Source organism: Oceanimonas sp. GK1, from assembly GCF_000243075.1.
In the GTDB taxonomy this organism is placed as follows: domain Bacteria; phylum Pseudomonadota; class Gammaproteobacteria; order Enterobacterales; family Aeromonadaceae; genus Oceanimonas.
Genome location: NC_016745.1, coordinates 1482338 through 1499857, shown reverse-complemented (window position 1 = coordinate 1499857; position 17520 = coordinate 1482338). Strand labels below are relative to the sequence as shown.

13 protein-coding genes are annotated in these 17520 nt (G+C 61.6%); 7 read left to right on the top strand and 6 right to left on the bottom strand.

Translation table 11 applies throughout. The features are described from left to right. Nucleotides 1-9 precede the first annotated feature (9 nt). A complete protein-coding gene (locus GU3_RS07160; protein ID WP_014291858.1) occupies nt 10-1647 on the bottom strand; it encodes a BCCT family transporter in 1638 nt (545 codons plus the stop codon). 443 nt (nt 1648-2090) lie between these two features. Between GU3_RS07160 and GU3_RS07155 the strand changes: the two genes are divergently transcribed. Further along, nucleotides 2091-4760, top strand: coding sequence for a cation-translocating P-type ATPase (locus GU3_RS07155; protein WP_014291857.1), 2670 nt, complete (start codon nt 2091-2093; stop codon nt 4758-4760). A 45-nt stretch (nt 4761-4805) separates the two neighbouring features. On the opposite strand, the gene GU3_RS07150 is transcribed toward GU3_RS07155, so the two are convergent. The 3 genes from GU3_RS07150 to mtnK all read right to left on the bottom strand — a co-directional run bounded on the left by GU3_RS07150 (nt 4806) and on the right by mtnK (nt 7736). After that, nucleotides 4806-5300, bottom strand: coding sequence for a TIGR00645 family protein (locus tag GU3_RS07150; protein WP_014291856.1), 495 nt, complete (start codon nt 5298-5300; stop codon nt 4806-4808). A 93-nt stretch (nt 5301-5393) separates the two neighbouring features. Next, nucleotides 5394-6416: a CNNM domain-containing protein gene (locus GU3_RS07145; protein ID WP_014291855.1), complete on the bottom strand. Its 1023-nt coding sequence runs from the start codon at nt 6414-6416 to the stop codon at nt 5394-5396. Between the two features lie 108 nt (nt 6417-6524). Continuing rightward, nucleotides 6525-7736, bottom strand: a complete 1212-nt coding sequence (mtnK, locus tag GU3_RS07140; protein WP_014291854.1) for an S-methyl-5-thioribose kinase — start codon at nt 7734-7736, stop codon at nt 6525-6527. Nucleotides 7737-7983: 247 nt separating this feature from the next. Between mtnK and arsS the strand changes: the two genes are divergently transcribed. The 6 genes from arsS to GU3_RS07110 all read left to right on the top strand — a co-directional run bounded on the left by arsS (nt 7984) and on the right by GU3_RS07110 (nt 14601). Continuing rightward, complete coding sequence (arsS, locus tag GU3_RS07135; RefSeq protein ID WP_014291853.1) at nt 7984-8952, top strand: arsenosugar biosynthesis radical SAM (seleno)protein ArsS; 969 nt, start codon at nt 7984-7986, stop codon at nt 8950-8952. Next, nucleotides 8949-9614 (top strand): TIGR04283 family arsenosugar biosynthesis glycosyltransferase, encoded by a 666-nt coding sequence (locus GU3_RS07130; RefSeq protein ID WP_041543015.1) that lies wholly within the window; start codon nt 8949-8951, stop codon nt 9612-9614. The genes arsS and GU3_RS07130 overlap by 4 nt, the downstream gene beginning before the upstream one ends. Further along, nucleotides 9611-10237 (top strand): TIGR04282 family arsenosugar biosynthesis glycosyltransferase, encoded by a 627-nt coding sequence (locus GU3_RS07125; protein WP_014291851.1) that lies wholly within the window; start codon nt 9611-9613, stop codon nt 10235-10237. Before GU3_RS07130 ends, GU3_RS07125 begins: the two co-directional genes overlap by 4 nt. A gap of 11 nt (nt 10238-10248) precedes the next feature. After that, nucleotides 10249-11058: a sterol desaturase family protein gene (locus tag GU3_RS07120; protein WP_014291850.1), complete on the top strand. Its 810-nt coding sequence runs from the start codon at nt 10249-10251 to the stop codon at nt 11056-11058. Then, on the top strand, nt 11055-13229 hold the full coding sequence (locus GU3_RS07115) for an FAD-dependent oxidoreductase (RefSeq protein WP_014291849.1): 2175 nt from the start codon (nt 11055-11057) through the stop codon (nt 13227-13229). The genes GU3_RS07120 and GU3_RS07115 overlap by 4 nt, the downstream gene beginning before the upstream one ends. Nucleotides 13230-13728: 499 nt before the next feature. Next, on the top strand, nt 13729-14601 hold the full coding sequence (locus GU3_RS07110) for a LysR substrate-binding domain-containing protein (RefSeq protein WP_041543013.1): 873 nt from the start codon (nt 13729-13731) through the stop codon (nt 14599-14601). A gap of 115 nt (nt 14602-14716) precedes the next feature. On the opposite strand, the gene GU3_RS07105 is transcribed toward GU3_RS07110, so the two are convergent. Continuing rightward, the gene (locus GU3_RS07105) at nt 14717-15736 is read right to left on the bottom strand and encodes an aldo/keto reductase (RefSeq protein ID WP_014291846.1); all 1020 of its coding nucleotides are present in this window, start codon (nt 15734-15736) and stop codon (nt 14717-14719) included. 67 nt (nt 15737-15803) lie between these two features. Beyond that, nucleotides 15804-17405 (bottom strand): BCCT family transporter, encoded by a 1602-nt coding sequence (locus GU3_RS07100; protein WP_014291845.1) that lies wholly within the window; start codon nt 17403-17405, stop codon nt 15804-15806. Nucleotides 17406-17520: the final 115 nt, after the last annotated feature.

Below are 17520 nucleotides of genomic sequence, written 5' to 3'. Positions count from 1 at the left end.
TGAATGTCCTCAATCGCCCCTGGGCTCCGACATCAGCCCCTTGATCAGGGCCACGCAGGAGATCAGCAGCACTATGGTAAAGGGAAAACCGGTAGACACCGCCATGGCCTGCAGGGCCGCCAGGCCGCCGCCCAGCATCAGGGCAATGGCCACCAGGCCCTCAAAGGTACACCAGAACACCCGCTGGGGCTTGGGCGCATTCACCTTGCCGCCGGCGGCGATGGTGTCGATCACCAGGGAGCCGGAGTCGGACGAAGTGACGAAGAACACCACCACCAGCACGATGCCGATAAAGGAGGTAATGGCCGTCAACGGCAGGTTTTTCAGCATTTCAAACAGCTGCAGCGGCAGGGCGGCTTCGGCCACGGCCTGATACCCCTCACTCACGACCTGATGAATGGCGGTGCCGCCAAAGGCGGTCATCCACAGCACACAGGCGGCAGAGGGCACCAGCAATACCGAAATCAGAAACTCGCGCACGGTCCGGCCACGGGAGACCCGGGCGATAAACATGCCCACAAAGGGCGACCAGGAGATCCACCAGGCCCAGTAGAAGGCGGTCCAGCCCTGGGAGTAGTTCGCATCTTCCCGGCCAAAGGGCATGGACAGCGCCGGGAAATACTCAAGGTAGGCGCCCAGATTGGAGAAAAAGCCGGTGAGGATCATCAGGGTCGGCCCCACCGCCACCACAAACACCAGCAGCAGCGCCGCCAGTACCATGTTGATTTCCGACAGCCGCTTCACCCCGGCATCCAGGCCGGCCAGCACCGACACCAGCGCCACGGCGGTGATCAGAATAACCAGGATCACCTGGGTGGTGGTGCCGCCGGGAATGTCGAACAGAAAGTTAAGGCCGGCGGCAGCCTGGGAGGCGCCGTAACCCAGCGAGGTGGCCAGACCAAACAGGGTGGCGACCACCGCCAGAATATCGATGATGTGGCCCGGCCAGCCCCACACCCGCTCGCCCAGCAGCGGATAAAGCACGGAGCGCATGGTCAGCGGCAGCCCCTTGTTAAAGGAGAAAATGGCCAGCCCCAGCGCCAGCACGGCATAAATGGCCCAGGGGTGCAGCGCCCAGTGATACAGGGTGGCGGCCATGCCCAGACGGGTCGCCTCGGCGGCATCGCCGGCGGCCGCCCCCAGCGGCGCCCAGTCGGTACGCACCCCGTTTTCCAGGGTAGTGCCGCCCATGGCGGTACCGAAGTGGGTCAGCGGCTCGGACACCCCAAAAAACATCAGGCCAATGCCCATGCCGGCGGCGAACAGCATGGAAAACCAGCCCAGGTAGGTGAAGTCGGGGCTGGCCTCGGTGCCGCCGATACGCACCCGCCCAAGCGGGGACACAATCAGGCCCAGGCACACCAGCACGAAAATGTTGCCGGCGCTCAGGAAAAACCAGTCGAGATTAGACGTCAGCCAGCCCCGCAGGCTGCTGAACATGGGCCCCACCTGGTTCTGAAAGGCCAGGGTCAGAAACACAAAGGCCACGATGGCCAGACCGGAAATCAGGAACACCCGGTTGTGAATGTCGAGCCCGAAGGGCCCTATCTGCAGGGCGATGTTATCCTGCCCTACCTGATAATCGGTATCAATGGGATTGACCCTGCCCTCGGGGGCAATCACATCGTGATTGTCTTTGTCTGCCATTGGCTGCCTCGCCTCAATGCTTAGATATGTAATTTAAAAACATGCTGAAAATAGCACTAAAAACCATAAAAATCATAATAGTAGTGAAAAACAGCGGTCACGAGCACAAAAAACAAACAGCAACATCTGGAGCACCTTTCACCCTCTCCCCCTCATTGCCTTGCGCCCATCAAGCATAGTTCAGTCACTGGCATTCCCCTGGCGGTGGAGCTGCCGGCTTTCTCCTTAACCGCAGGCCCGCCGGCGCAGCGAGAGCCCCGTGCTGGGGGAGCAACAAGATGGGAAAACGGGCGCAGCCTTCATGATTTTGAGAGGCAGGACAACAACTTAACCATGCCTATCGCTATTCTGTCATGGTATTGCGGTACCTCTCGCGGTAACTTGTGAGGCAGCCACCATCGGCACCAGTCCCACCGCCACGGGTTCAAGGAGACACCACCAGCATGACCGTCAACACGCCTCGTTGGCACCGCCTGAGCACAGCGCAGGCGGTAACGGAACTCGACAGCGACCGTCATCAGGGCCTCAGCCAGTCTTTGGCGGCACAACGGCTGGCCGAGCAGGGCGAAAACCGCCTCGATGAAGCCATCCCCCGCGCTCCATGGCTGAAGTTTCTCGATCAATTCAAAGGGTTCCTGGTGCTGGTGCTGCTTTTTGCCGCCGCCCTGGCCTGGGTTATCGGGGAGCTCAAGGATGCGGTGGTCATTCTGCTGGTGGTCTTGTTCAACGCCGTTCTGGGCTTTCATCAGGAGCACCGGGCCGAGCGAACCCTGGCGGCCCTCAAGGGCATGCTGGTGCCCAAGGCCAGGGTCCGGCGCAACGGCCTGGTGCAGGAGATCGCCACCGCCGAGCTGGTGCCCGGTGATCTGGTTCTGCTGGAAGCCGGGGATCAGGTACCGGCCGATGGCCGGGTGTTGGCGGCCCACGCCCTGGAAGCGCAGGAGGCGGCCCTGACCGGGGAGTCCCAGCCCATCGGTAAATTTGCCGAACCGCTGGAGCAGGACGAGCTGCCCCTGGGCGAACGCGGCAACATGCTGTACATGAACACCACCGTCACTCGGGGCCGGGGAGAAATGCTGGTGGTCGCCACCGGCATGCGCACCGAAATGGGCGGCATCGCCTCGCTGATTGCCCAGGCACCGGAAGGCGAAACCCCGCTGCAACAGCAACTGGACCGGCTGGGCAAACGGCTGGCCGCCATTGCCGGTGTGGTGGTGGCGGTTATTTTTGCCATGACCCTGATGCGCGGCACGCCCTGGGCCGACGCCGCCATGACCTCGGTGGCCCTGGCCGTTGCCGCCGTGCCCGAAGGCCTGCCGGCGGTGGTCACCGTTACCCTGGCCATCGGCATGTGGCGCATGGCACGCAAAAAGGCCATTCTGAAAAAACTCGCGGCCGTCGAAACCCTGGGGGCCACCACGGTGATCTGCACCGACAAGACCGGCACCCTGACGCTCAACCAGATGACCGCCCGTGCGGGCTGGTATGCGGGCCACCGTTTTACGGTGACGGGACAGGGCTATCGGCCCGAGGGGGAGATCCAGGTGCCCCATGGCCCGCCACCGGCCCCCATGCTGCCGCCCATGGCGCTGTGTACCGAATCCCGAGTGCGTGACGGCCAGCTGATTGGCGATCCCACCGAAGGGGCGCTCTATGTACTGGCCCAGAAAGGCGGCCTCGATCCATCAAGGGAGCAGGTGCATGCCCCGCGTCTGGCCGAAATCCCTTTTGATTCCGCCCACAAATTCATGGCGACCTTTCATCACCGGGCCGACAAGGTGGTCATGTACATCAAGGGGGCGCCGGACGTGCTGCTCGGCCATGCAAGCCGCTGGCGGCAAGCGAAGGGGCCACGGCCATTAAGCGAGGCCGTGGCGAGCACCATCATGCAGGAAAACGATCATCTCGCCGGCCAGGCCCTGCGGGTGCTGGCCGTGGCCGAGCGGGAAATTCCGGCCCGCGACTTTGATCCCGACGCCGATTTGTGGTGCTGGGTCGGTGACTGGACCTTTCTCGGGATGGTCGGCCTGATGGACCCGCCCCGCCCAGAAGCCGCCGAGGCCATTGCCCTGTGCCAGGGGGCGGGAATACAGGTCAAAATGATCACCGGCGATCACAAGACCACGGCGGCGGCCATTGCCCGGGAGCTGGGCCTGACCGGCGCCGTATTGTCGGGAGCCGAGCTGGATGGCATGAGTGATGCCGAGCTGGCCCGCCGTATTGACGACGTGACGGTGTTTGCCCGGGTTTCCCCCCAGCACAAGGTAAAGATTGTCCGCGCCTTGCAGGCGGATGGCCATATCACTGCCATGACCGGAGACGGCGTGAACGACGCGCCCGCCCTCAAGGCGGCCGACATCGGCGTGGCCATGGGCCTGACCGGCACCGCCGTCACTCAGGAAGCCGCGACCCTGGTGCTGACCGACGACAATTTTTCCACCATTGTTCAGGCCATAGAGGAAGGCCGCACCATTTACGACAATATCGTCAAGTTTGTGCGTTTTCAGCTGTCCACCAATATCGCGGCCATGTTTACCGTGCTTGCCGCCACCCTGCTGAGCCTTCCCGTGCCCTTTACCGCCATTCAGCTGTTGTGGATCAACATCATCATGGACGGCCCGCCCGCCATGACCCTGGGGGTAGAGCCGGCCCGTGCCGGTCTGATGGGCGAGCCCCCGCGCGCGCCGGGCACCCTGATCCTCTCGGGCCGCCGCCTGGGCAAACTGCTGCTGTACGGCATCACCATGATGGTGGGTACCCTGACCATGCTGAGCCATGGGCTGAGCCTGGACTCGCCCGGGCTGGCGGGCACCCTGGCGTTCACCACCTTTGTGCTGTACCAGTTTTTCAATGTGTTCAATGCCCGGGCCGAGCAGGGCTCGGCCTTTAACCGCCATTTTCTGTCAAATGGCAAGCTGTGGCTGGCCCTGGCGTCGGTGCTTATCCTGCAGTGGCTGGTGGTGCACTGGCCGCCGTTACAGCAGGTGTTTGGCACAGTGGCGCTCACCGGTGTTCAGTGGCTGCTCTGTGCCCTGGTGGCCTCCAGCGTGCTGCTGCTGGATGAAATCGCCAAGCTGGGCCTGCGAGTCTGGTCCCGGGCGGTGCGGCGCTGAGCGGGCACACTGGCCGGCCCCGGGATCGGCGGCCCTGCCGTGCCCTTACGGCTTGCTGCGGGTCAGCTTGTCCAGATAGCCCATGGCGAACGCCGACACCACAAACGTAATGTGGATCAGCAGGTACCATTTGATCTTGTCGTTATCGATATTTTCGGTGTTCATAAACACCTTCAGCAGGTGAATGGAGGAGATCGCCACGATGGAGGCCGCCACCTTGTTCTTCAGCGAGCCGGCATCGAGCTTGCCCAGCCAGCCCAGCTTGTCGTCGCTGTCGTCCACATCCAGGCGGGAAACAAAGTTCTCGTAACCGGAAAACATCACCATCACAATCAGGCCGCCCACCAGCGAGAGGTCGATCAGGGACAGGGTCACCAGGATCAGATCCACTTCTTTCATGGCCAGGATGTTGGGCAGAATATGAAGAATTTCCTGAAAGAATTTGATCGCCAGGGCCAGCAAAATCAGGCTCAGTCCCAGATAGATAGGCGCCATCAGCCAGCGCGAGGAATACATCAGTCGTTCGATCAGTTTTTCCATTGTCGTCATGTCTCTGTAGAGGCAAGGCCTTGATAAAAAGAATACTGCCAAGATCAGTCACGCAGCCGGCCCGCTAAACGGGCCTGCTGTTGCTTAGTCTTCCGCCAGACTTTTAAGACGGTGTTTCCAGCGGCGCTTGGCATAGCGGCGCATGTTGGGAATGTCGTCGGTTTCATCCATGATCGGCTTGCCAATAATGGTTTCGATCACGTCTTCCATGGTCACCAGCCCCAGCCAGCTGCCGTATTCGTCATACACCAGGAACATGTGCTGGCGTTCATGCATAAACTGGCTCATCAGGTTCTCGGCATTGAGCTTGTCGGACACGATGGTGACCGGTTTGATCAGGGAGGTGACCGGCAGCGCCGGGTCGGCGTGAATGATGTCATAGCGGAACAGCAGCCCCAGCGGGTTCTCGTCCTTGTCGATGACCGGATAACGGGAAAACTGACCGGATTTGACCTGTTCGGAAAACTCGGCCACCGTCGTGTCGGGTGAGACAACCTCACAGACGGTTCTGGGGGTCATGATGCTGCGGACATTGATGTCGTGCAGATCCAGAATATTGGCGATCACCCGCTGCTCGTCTTCATCCAGCTTGTTCAGTTCACGGCCAAGCACGGACAGGGCCTTAATTTCCTGACGCAGATCGTGCTCGGGGGTATGACCGCCGAACAGTTTCATGATCTGGTCCGATACCCAGATAAAGGGCCTGAGCACAAAAATCATGCCGTTCAGCACACGCGGCAAAGCCGGTGCCAGCGTGCGCCAGTAACGGGCACCGATGGACTTGGGCAGGATCTCGGACAGCACCAGGATCAGTATCGTCATGACCGCCGAGGCCACCCCAAGATAGCCGTCACCGAATACCATGGTGACCTGGGCCCCCACGCCGGTGGCCCCCACGGTGTGGGCAACGGTGTTCAGGGTCAGGATAGCGGCCAGGGGCTGGTCAATCTTGTCCTTGAGCAAACGCATGCGCTCATGCAGCCTGGGGTCGGACAGCTTCAGCTGGGCAATGTAACTGGGAGTGATCGAGAGCAGGGCGGCTTCGAGGATAGAGCAGAAAAAGGACACACCGATGGACAGGACAGCAAACGCAATAAGAAGACTCATAAAAGTCTGGTAATACCTCTGTAGTGGACTAATGACATCTTATGTCGTCGCTTCAGGGAAAGACAACCGATTTTCTTCAGTCAACCGCGGCCCGCCGCACCGACGGCGTTAGCGGTGACAACCAGTGCCATCGCGGGAATGGAGCCATGCCTTCAACTGATCGCTGTCGGTAAAGGATTCCGCGTCCAGGATCAGGGTGCGTCCCACTATCAGGGCCCGGCGCTGGCAAGCAAGCCGAAGGCCGGCATCCGCAATGCCAGCCAGATCCGCCACCTGGGCGATGCCGATGGTACGGCGAATAAGCTCGGTGCCGGCGTAGCCCAGGCTGTCCTGCCACACTCGGGCCAGAAAGTCGGTCACATAGCCAGGCTCGGCCAGGGCCGGATCCTCGCAGCCTGCCGCCAGGGCAGAAAACTCGTCGTGGAACGCCTGCCACAGGGTCTGCACCTCCTCCAGCCGCCGCCGCTGCTCCGCCAGTCCTGTTTCATCCCCATGCAGGCCAGGCTGGCCACAGTAGTTGAGCAGCAGGTTCCCCATGGCAGAGCCCAGATCGAACCCCATGGGGCCGTAAAAACCGAACTCGGCATCAAACACCTTGAGTCCGCCCTCGGTCACGAACACCGAGCCGGTATGCAGGTCGCCGTGCAGCAGGGCCTGGGCGTCACAGCGAAAGCGGTGCTTGAGCGCCGCCACCCGGCGTTTGAGGGAGCCATCTCGCCACAATTGCTCGGCCAGGGGGCGCAGGGCGGGCGCGATCTGGTTACGCGGATGGTCGTGATAAGGGTCGTCAAAGAACACCGTCTCGGTGGTGGCGCACAGCTCCGGGTTACTGAACCGCACCATGTCCGCCCGCTTGGCTATGGATGCCAGATGAAAATCGGAGCCGTGATAGAGCACCCGGGCCAAATAATGCCCCAGCCGGACCGCCATACCGGCGGGGGCATTCCCTGCGAGCAGGGCCTGGCGCCAAGGCTGCCACGCCGACAGATCCTCCAGCATCAGCACCGACAGCTCGGCGTCGTGGTGCAGCAGCGCCACCGTGTGCTCGGGGCAATGCTCGCCATGGCGCTGCAGTACCCCGGCCTCGATCCTGGCCCGCTCCCGGGTCAGGGGCCAGGACTCGCCCACACAGCGGATGTAGGGCAGCGCCTGCTTGACGATAACGCTGCGCCCGCTGGCGTCGTCCATCACCCGGAACACCTGATTGAGGTTGCCATCGCCCACTTCGGCAACCGACAGGTGGGCGGTGACAAAGCCGGGTGCATGCCGGCGGGCGTAGTCGAGGGCGTGATCGGGGCTGAAGATATGGTAATGGCTCATGGACGGCCTCGGAGAGAGAGATATCGGCGGGCGGCCGATTTTGGGCACCCGGCTCTAAGCATAGCGCCGTCCGGGCGGCCCGGCAGACGCAACAGCCCAAAGAATTAAGCCTGCCGCGCATTCGGCCTGAAAGATCCTGGCCGCGCGCCGGGTATAAGCTTTAGACAAGGCGGAATCGAATCGGCTGTCACCATCGGCCCCCGTCGCACGATGCTAACTTATCCCTTTCCATCCGTGGAGAAGCACCATGAGAGACACCCTGCCGCTGCTGGATCTGACCGACTTTCCGGCCATCCGCCGCCACCGGCTCGATACCCTGCAGGTGAACCTGGGCTACCAGTGCAACATGAAGTGCGTGCACTGCCACGTGGCCGCCGGCCCCCACCGCACCGAGATGATGGACGAGGACAACCTGGCGCTGATCCCCGAGGTGCTGCGGGCCCGTGGGCTCTCGACCCTGGATCTCACCGGCGGCGCCCCCGAGCTGCACTCAGGCTTTCGGGCGCTGGTGCGGGCCGCCCGCGCCCAGGGGGTGAAGGTGATCGATCGCTGCAACCTCACCATACTGTTCGAGCCAGGCCAGGACGATCTGGCCGAATTCCTGGCCGGACAGGGGGTGGAGGTGGTAGCCTCCCTGCCCTGTTATTCGCTGGACAACGTCGACAAGCAGCGGGGCAAGGGCACCTTCGACAAGAGCATGCTCGCCCTGCAGGCACTCAACCGGCTGGGGTACGGCCAGCCCGGTTCGGGGCTTGAGCTTCACCTTGTCTACAATCCCCAGGGCCCCAGCCTGCCGCCGCCCCAGGCGGCGCTGGAAGCCGACTACAAGCGCGAGCTGGGGGAACACTTCGGCATTCGCTTTAACCGGCTGTTCGCCCTGGCCAACATGCCCATCAAGCGCTTCGGCGACTACCTGCTCAGCAAGCGCCAGTTCCACGACTACCTGCGCCTGCTGAAGGAAAACTTCTCCGCCGCCAACCTGCCCGGACTGATGTGCCGCAACCTGGTGAGCGTGGACTGGCAGGGGTATTTGTACGACTGCGACTTCAACCAGCAACTGGGGCTGCGCCTGCCCGGCGCGGGCCGCCCGCACCTGCGCGATCTGCTGCACCGCGAGCTGGAAGGCCAGCCCATCCGGGTGGCCGAGCACTGCTACGGCTGCACCGCCGGCCAGGGCAGCAGCTGCGGCGGCGCCCTGCACAAGGAGCCGTCATGACGATGTCGATCATTATGCCGGTGTTGAACGAAGCCGCCATCCTGCCCCGGACCCTGGCCGCGCTGCCGCCGGGGGGCGGCCAGGCCGAGGTGATCCTGGTGGACGGCGGCAGCACGGACGAATCCGCCGCCCTGGCCCGCCGGGCCGGAGTCAGGGTGGTCACCAGCGCCCCCGGCCGCGCCCGGCAGATGAACGCCGGCGCCGCCGAGGCCCGGGGAGAGCTGTTGCTGTTCCTGCACGCCGACACCCGGCTGCCGCCCGGGGCCTTGCCGGCGGTGGAGCAGGCCCTGTCCCGCCGGCACTGGGGCCGCTTCGACATCACCATTTCCGGCCGCCATCCCCTGCTGGCCCTGGTGGCCGCGCTTATCAACCTGCGCTCCCGGCTGACCGGCATCGCCACCGGCGATCAGGCCATCTTCGTGCGCCGGAGCAGCTTCGAGGCCATCGGCGGCTTTCCCGAGCAACCCTTGATGGAGGACATCGAACTCAGCAAGCGATTGAAGCGGCTGGGGCCGCCGGCCTGCCTTCGGCTGAAGGCGCACACCTCGGGCCGGCGCTGGGAAAGCCGGGGGCTGTTTCGCACCATCTGGCTGATGTGGCGACTGCGCTTCGCCTACTGGCGGGGCGCCGACCCGGCCTCGCTGGCGAGGGCCTACCGATGAGCACCCGCATCATCGTCTTCGCCAAGGCCCCCCTGGCCGGCCTGGCCAAGACCCGGCTGATCCCGGCATTGGGGCCCGAGGGCGCGGCGCGCCTGGCCCGGCACATGCTGATGTCGACCCTGGCCCATTGCCGGGCCGCGGCCCTGGGTCCGGTGGAGCTGTGCGCCAGCCCGGCGCCGGACCGGCCGCCCTGGAGCGAGCTGCCCCTGCCCGCCCATCTCGAACTCAGCGACCAGGGCGAGGGTGACCTGGGGCAACGCATGGCCCGGGCGGCCCGGCGCGGCCTGCAACGGGATGAACACCTACTGCTGATCGGCACCGACTGCCCGCACCTCAATCCCGCCCTGCTGCAGGCGGCCGCCCGCCGCCTCGGCCGGTGCGAGGTGATGTTCCACCCCACCTGCGACGGCGGCTACGCCTTGCTCGGCCTGCGCCGTTTCTCCCCCCGGTTGTTCGAGGACATTCCCTGGAGCACCGACCGGGTCGCCGAACTCACCCGGCGGCGCATTCGCGAACTCGGCTGGTGTTGTTACCAGGGCGAGTGCCTGCGCGACATCGACGAGCCCGCCGACCTGTTCTGGCTGCCCTCCCAGTGGGTCGGTGCCGCCCGGTTCGACCGCTGACGAGGCCCCTCATGCCGAACGAAATATTCACTCAGGAACCCCTGCTTCGGCTGGCCGCCTTCGCCGGCATCCTGTTGGTCATGATGCTGTGGGAGGCGCTCGTCCCGCGCCGCCACCGGCGTTATCCGCGCCGACGCCGCTGGCCGGCCAACCTGCTGCTGGTGGCCATCAATACCCTGCTGCTTCGGTGGCTGTTTCCGCTCGCCGCCGTGGGTGGTGCCCTGCTGGCGGAGCAGCGCGGCTGGGGACTGTTCCAGCTGTGGCCGCTGCCGCTCTGGCTCACCCTGGTGCTTTCCCTGCTGGCGCTGGATTTCCTCATCTACCTGCAGCACCGGCTGTTCCACGCCCTGCCCTGGCTGTGGCGGCTGCACCGCATGCACCACAGCGACCCGGACATCGACGTCACCACCGGATTGCGTTTCCATCCGCTGGAGATACTGCTGTCGATGGGGATCAAGCTGGGCGCCGTCATCCTGCTGGGGGCGCCGCCGCTATCGGTGCTGCTGTTCGAGGTGCTGCTCAACGCCACTTCCATGTTCAACCACGGCAATGTCCGGCTGCCGCCCCGGCTAGACGCCGGCTTGCGCCTGCTGCTGGTCACCCCGGACATGCACCGGGTGCACCACTCGGTGATCCCACGGGAAACCGACAGCAACTTCGGCTTTAACCTGCCCTGGTGGGATCGCCTGCTGGGTACCTATAAGGCCCAGCCCGAGGCGGGACACCAACGCATGACCATAGGACTGAACGACTTCCAGGATCCGGCCGAGCTGCGGCTGGGCCGCCTGCTGACCCAGCCCTGGCGGCGGACACCCAAATGAAAAAGCTTCTCCTGCTGCTGGTACTACTGACGCTCGCCTTGCTCTTCTTCGCCCTGGGCGGCCACGACTGGCTGACCCTGGAAGCACTCAAACAGCACCAGGCGGAATTCGCCGCCCTGCGCGACCGGTCGCCCTGGCTGACCGCCGCCGGTTTCTTCCTGCTCTATGTGCTGGTGGCGGCCCTGTCCCTGCCCGGCGCCGCCATCATGACCCTAGCCGCCGGCGCCCTGTTCGGCCTCTGGCAGGGGCTGGTGCTGGTGTCCTTCGCCTCCAGCCTGGGCGCCACCCTGGCATTGCTGGCGGCCCGCTTCCTGCTGCGCGACCAGGTGCAGCAGCGGTTCGGCAACCGGCTCAAGGCGGTGAACGACGGCATTGCCAAGGACGGCGCCTTTTACCTGTTCACCCTGCGGCTGGTGCCGGTGTTTCCTTTTTTCCTGATCAACCTGCTGATGGGGCTCACCCCCTTTCCCGTCCGCCGCTTCTACTGGGTAAGCCAACTCGGCATGCTGCCCGGCACCCTGGTGTATGTGAACGCCGGCACCCAACTCGCCGCCCTCGACTCCCTCGGCGGCATCCTCTCCCCGGTCCTATGGCTCTCCTTCGCCCTGCTTGGCATCTTTCCGCTGCTGGCCCGCCACCTGGTGCGCTGGCTGCAACGCCGCCGGATCTACCGGGGCTGGCAAAAACCCCGCCACTTCGACCGCAATCTCATCGTGATCGGCGCCGGCGCCGCCGGCCTGGTCAGCGCCTACATCGCCGCCGTCGTCAGGGCCAGGGTCACCCTGATCGAGGCGGGCAGAATGGGCGGCGACTGCCTCAACACCGGCTGCGTGCCGAGCAAGGCGCTGATCCGCAGCGCCAGGCTGGCCCACCAGATGCGACACGCCGACCGCTACGGCCTCCACGCCACCCAGCCCGTATTCAGCTTTCGGCGGGTGATGGCGCGGGTACAGGAGATCATCCAAAAGGTAGCACCCCACGACAGCGTGGAGCGCTACACCGCCCTGGGGGTGGAGGTGCTGCAGGGCCATGGCCGCCTGCTCGATCCCTGGACAGTGGAGGTGACTCTCAACGACGGCGGCCGCCGCCGACTTAGCACCCGCTCTGTGATCATCGCCGCCGGGGCCGAACCCCTGGTGCCCGAGCTGCCGGGGCTGGAAGAGGTGGGCTATCTCACCAGCGACACCCTGTGGCAGGCCCTGGCACAGCGGGACAGCCCGCCCCGCCGGCTGCTGGTGCTGGGCGGCGGCCCCATCGGCTGCGAGCTGGCCCAGGCCCTGGCCCGGCTGGGATCGAAGGTGACCCTGGTGCAACGCAACCCCCGGCTGCTACCGAAGGAAGACGAAGACGTGAGCGAGCGGATCAAGGAAGCCCTCACTCATGACGGCATCGCCGTGCTGACCGACCATCAGCCGCTGCGGCTGGAGCAGGACAACCGGGGCAAGCGGCTGATCGTCCGCCATCACCACCGGGAAGTGGCGCTGGAATTCGACGATCTGCTGGTCGCCCTGGGCCGCCGCCCCCGGCTGACCGGCTACGGCCTGGAGCAACTGGGTATCGATACCGAGCGCAAGCTCGAGACCAACGACTACCTGGAAACCCTCTACCCCAACATCTACGCCGCCGGCGACGTGGCCGGGGGCTACCAGTTCACCCACACCGCCGCCCACATGGCCTGGTATGCCAGCGTCAACGCCCTGTTCGGCCAGTTCAAACGCTTCCGGGTGGACTACGCGGTGATCCCCTGGTGCACCTTCGTGGATCCGGAGGTGGCCCGGGTGGGCCTGTCCGAGGCCGAGGCCAGGGACAGGGGCATCGCCTGTGAGGTGACCCGCTTCGGGCTGGAGGATCTCGACAGGGCCATCGCCGACGGCGCCGATCACGGCTTTATTAAGGTGCTGACGGTACCGGGCAAGGACCGGATCCTGGGGGTGACCATAGTGGGGGAACACGCCGGCGAGCTGCTGGCGGAATATGTGCTGGCGATGCGCCACGGCTTAGGGCTCAACAAGCTGCTGGCCACCATCCACATCTACCCCACCCTGAGCGAGGCCAACAAGTACGCCGCCGGCGAGTGGAAAAAGGCCCACGCCCCGCAGCGGCTGCTGGCCTGGCTGGCCCGCTACCACCGCTGGCGGCGGGGCGGCAAGCAGCCCCAGAGCCCTCCGTAACCACTCCTCCCACGGTTTGCCGCAAATCCCGTCGCAGAACGATGTGTAAGGTCCATCTGCTTTTGAAAATGCCAAATACAGAGCCGGTGGGTACCAAGAAGATCTTGTGGACCAATATGTTGAAGTCGCCGCCAAAAACGATAAACGGCCATGTTTCAAAAAGGGTATTGGATAGGCGCAATCTTTCGGCATAGATCCGCTGGCTTCGTAATGACGAGCCAACGGACAATAAGCTGAACTGCGTTCACGAAACTTTCAGACTAAAAGGCTGCTCCTCGGCGCACGGCATGGGCAGCGCCTTGATATTGCGCCAGGGGCTATCGTACTCAAACCGCTCCGCAGCCTCGTTTACGATCATCCGCAGTGACCAGGATGTGTCTGTAGTTGCATGCGTCCATACCGGTAGCTCCAGGAGGAGTAATAAGTTTGAATAAGAATCTCGTCGTTTGTTACAGTTAGCATCCCTCCTTCCCCGTAAGCTTCATCCATAGGCAATCTTATGCGTTCGTTACCGGCACTGACTTCGTTACGCGTTTTCGAAACCACGGGCAAGTGCCTGAGCTTCACTCAGGCAGCAGCCCAGTTGCATGTCACTCAGAGTGCGGTCAGCCGGCAGATCAAGCAACTGGAAGACTACCTGGGTGTGGCGCTGTTTATTCGCCGCCATCATCACTTGGAACTGACCGAGTCTGGCAAGCAACTGCTTGCCAAACTAGAGCAGTCTTTCAACCTGATGGAAAGCGCAGTCCAAGAGCTACGGGATCCTAAACAACGACAACGATTAACACTACTGGTACCTCCCACTTTTGCCACTCGCTGGCTGGCCCCCCGCCTGGCCAGTCTGCACCGGCATTCTCCCGAGCTTGAGCTGTCCATTCACAACAGCGACAGCGACCACAAACTGTTCGATTGCTGTATTCGTTTTGGCCGCACCGCCAGGCCGAGCCATTACAGTGAACTGATCATGCTGGAGCAACATGTGGCCGTCTGTGCACCGGAGCTGGTTAACCGGGCACGTCATCTAGACCAGACCGATGGCAGCCTGCTTCACATCTTGCATAAAGGCGAACGGCTGCCGGTGTGGCAAAACTGGCTACAGGCCGCCGGCCTCACCGATCAGGTTGATGCCAATCGCGGCATGGAATTCAGCACCCTGGATCAGGTGACCAATGCCGCCATTAACGGTGCTGGTTTTGCCATTATCGACAAACACATGATCAGTCGTGAACTGCAATCAGGTGCCCTGGTGCCCTTCAGCGACATAGAAGTCAGCGGCCCATATGGATACTGGCTTGATATCAACGCAGAACGTCAGGGGCTGGCCAAGGTGATCCGCTTTACCGAGTGGCTACGAGAGATCAGCCCGGGCTAAACAACCCCAAGGGTAAGAGACACCAACTCCATCAATTTGAACCACAAAAAAGCCCCGCAAGCGGGGCAAAAAGACCTAAAGCAAAACAACGTACCACGGAAACACTTGAGGGCGATCAGTCAATAAAGGGGGCCCGAGCTGGACGTGGGCTTCGCGCAATCCGTTTGCCGGCAGTGTAATCGTTGATCAAGTCGCACGGAGTGTAGTTGCGTTCAATCTCGTAAAGCTCTTCTGCGCTCAGAGTCATTTCGAGTGCCGCTAGCGCGCTGTCAAACTGGGCCGGGCTGTCGGCTCCTACCAGCATTGAGGACACTTCCGGCTTTTGCAACACCCATGCCTGTGCTATCTGTGCAGGCAGGCAGCCGCGCGCAGCCGCCACTTTAGCGACAGAATGGGCAATATCCTTGGAGGCCTGATCGTTGTACATCTCGGCGGTAAAAAAGTCGGTCTGGTTGCGGGTAGACTGCAGATCACTGGTCAAAATACCCCGAGCCAGCGGACTGAATACCGACACCCCAATGCCCTGATCCATACAGAAGGGGATCATCTCCCGCTCTTCTTCACGATAGGCGCAATTCAGTTGAAGCTGCATGTTGATTGGGCGGGCCCAGCCATTCTTGTCACATACCTGCAGGATTTTCGCCAGTTGCCAAGTGTACATGGTAGACACACCGATATAGCGGGCCTTGCCGGCCAGCACGATATCGTTCAGGGCGCCCATGGTTTCTTCCACCGGGGTTTCGGTATCGAAATAATGCAGCATGTAGATATCGACATAATCCATTCCCATGCGCTTCAGTGAGGCGTCGATGGCATCGAAGATATGTTTGCGCGAGTGGCCCTGAGCATTGATGTCATCACTCATGGCATAGCCTACCTTGGTGGTGATAACCAGCTCGTCACGACGGGCAATACGACGCAACACATTGCACACCACTTCTTCACCCGCACCGGTAGAGTAAAAATCTGCCAGATCGATAAAGTTAACGCCCATGTTAAGTGCGTGCGCGATAATCGGCTCGCTCTCCTTTTCATCAAAGATCCAGGGTTTCCATTGCTTAGAGCCCATGTTCATGGTGCCGAGGCAGAGACGGGATACTTTCAAGCCGGACTGGCCGAGTCTTACGTATTGCATGTTAAATCCTCAAAGGTAATGACGGAGCCGAACCTATTCGACTCCATTTGTTACAAAGTCGAATAGTTTATTTCTGTCCCAGTCCTGCCAGCAGTACTGTACGTCCGGATTCAGAGTTAGCTTCCATCTGAGCCAGCACAGTCGGCTTCAGTTCGACGATTTGGCCATTAACCTGCACTCGTTGCGCCAGTCTCAGAAAGGCAAACCCTGCTCCCAGCACAATCAGCATGCCCGGCACACCAGACAGGTTAAACAGCATCTTGATAGCATCGACACCGATATAGCTCGCGCTGATCCAAGCAACGAAAGCAATGGCACAACCCCAGGTAGCCTTAACCCACAAGGGGGATTTCAGGTTTTCGGCATCCACACCCTTGATACAAAGGCCACCGATAGCATCGGTATTGGAGTCAGCTGCAGTAATAAAGGTGATAAAACAGGCGAAGATAAACAGCGCACTGAGCAGGGTGCTACCGGGCAACTGCTCGAACAGCACATAAATGACCGAGGCAAAACCATGCTCCTGATAGGCCTGGTACATGATGCCGCCGAGGCTAGTATCAAAAAACAGTGAAGATCCGCTGAAGATGCTGAACCACAGGAAACCAAACAACGAAGGCAGCAACAGGTTGACGATGATGAATTGACGCACTGTGTAGCCACGGGCGATCTTGCCAAGGAACAAACAACTAAGCGGGGCCCAGGCAAACCAGCTGGCAAAGAAAGCAACGGTCCACCAGCCCGGCCATTGGTCATTACCAGAAGCGCCGGTCACCAAGTTACGGGCAAAGAAATCTGACAGATAAACACCTAGTGACTCGACCCCCAGTGACAGGATGAAGGCGGTAGGCCCCACGATGAAGATAAACAGAGCACCGACGAAATAGAGCCAGGTGTTAATACGTGCCAGAGTCTGAATACCACGATACAGACCAGATGCGGCCGATATAATGGCAGAGCCAATAATGGCAATCGCAATAATCGCGTAGCCGGTAACACTTTTCTCAATGCCCAGTACCGACTCCATCCCATCGCCAATTACCAAAAGTCCCGATGTCAAAGTGGCCGACATGCCCAATACCACGGAGAAAAGTGCCAAACCATCGATGATCTGGCCACCGATACCATCAACCCAGCGTCCCAGTAACGGGCGCAGCATGGAGCCGATAGAAAAGGGAAGCTTGAGGTTGTGGAACGCCAGCGCAAATGCCAAACCTGCAACGGTATAGATGCTATATGGCGTAATAGTCCAGTGTACGAAGATGGTAGACATGGCAAAGCGCATCGACTCGGCACTCTCGGGAGTCACGCCCAGATACTTCGGTGGTTCATGGTAGTGCAGCACAGGCTCAGCCACCGACCAGAACAAGATCCCCATGGCAATCACGGTGGTTAAGGAAACCGCAAACCAGCGGAACGGGGTAAGCATGGGTGTCGCTTTTTCACCACCGATGCGTACCCGGCCGATAGGTGATATAAATGCATAAGCAGCGATAAACACCATTAGCAAGGCGCTGAGGTTGAACAGCCACGAGAGGTTGGCCATGATCACATTGTTAAGTGTCGAGGTACCGGCAATGAAGTTTTGCTTGTCAATGATGGTATAGATGACCGTCAGGGCAAGACAGGCAAATGCCGGCCAGAATGTAATAGGTCTGATGTTTTGCATATTAATCCCTACATAATTACTCCGCCGGTGTGGCGAATGTTCCTTCAGATGTCCTCATCACTGGCAAGAATGCTGCAGCACAGAAAATTTTCAAAATGACATAAATTCGCTCAAC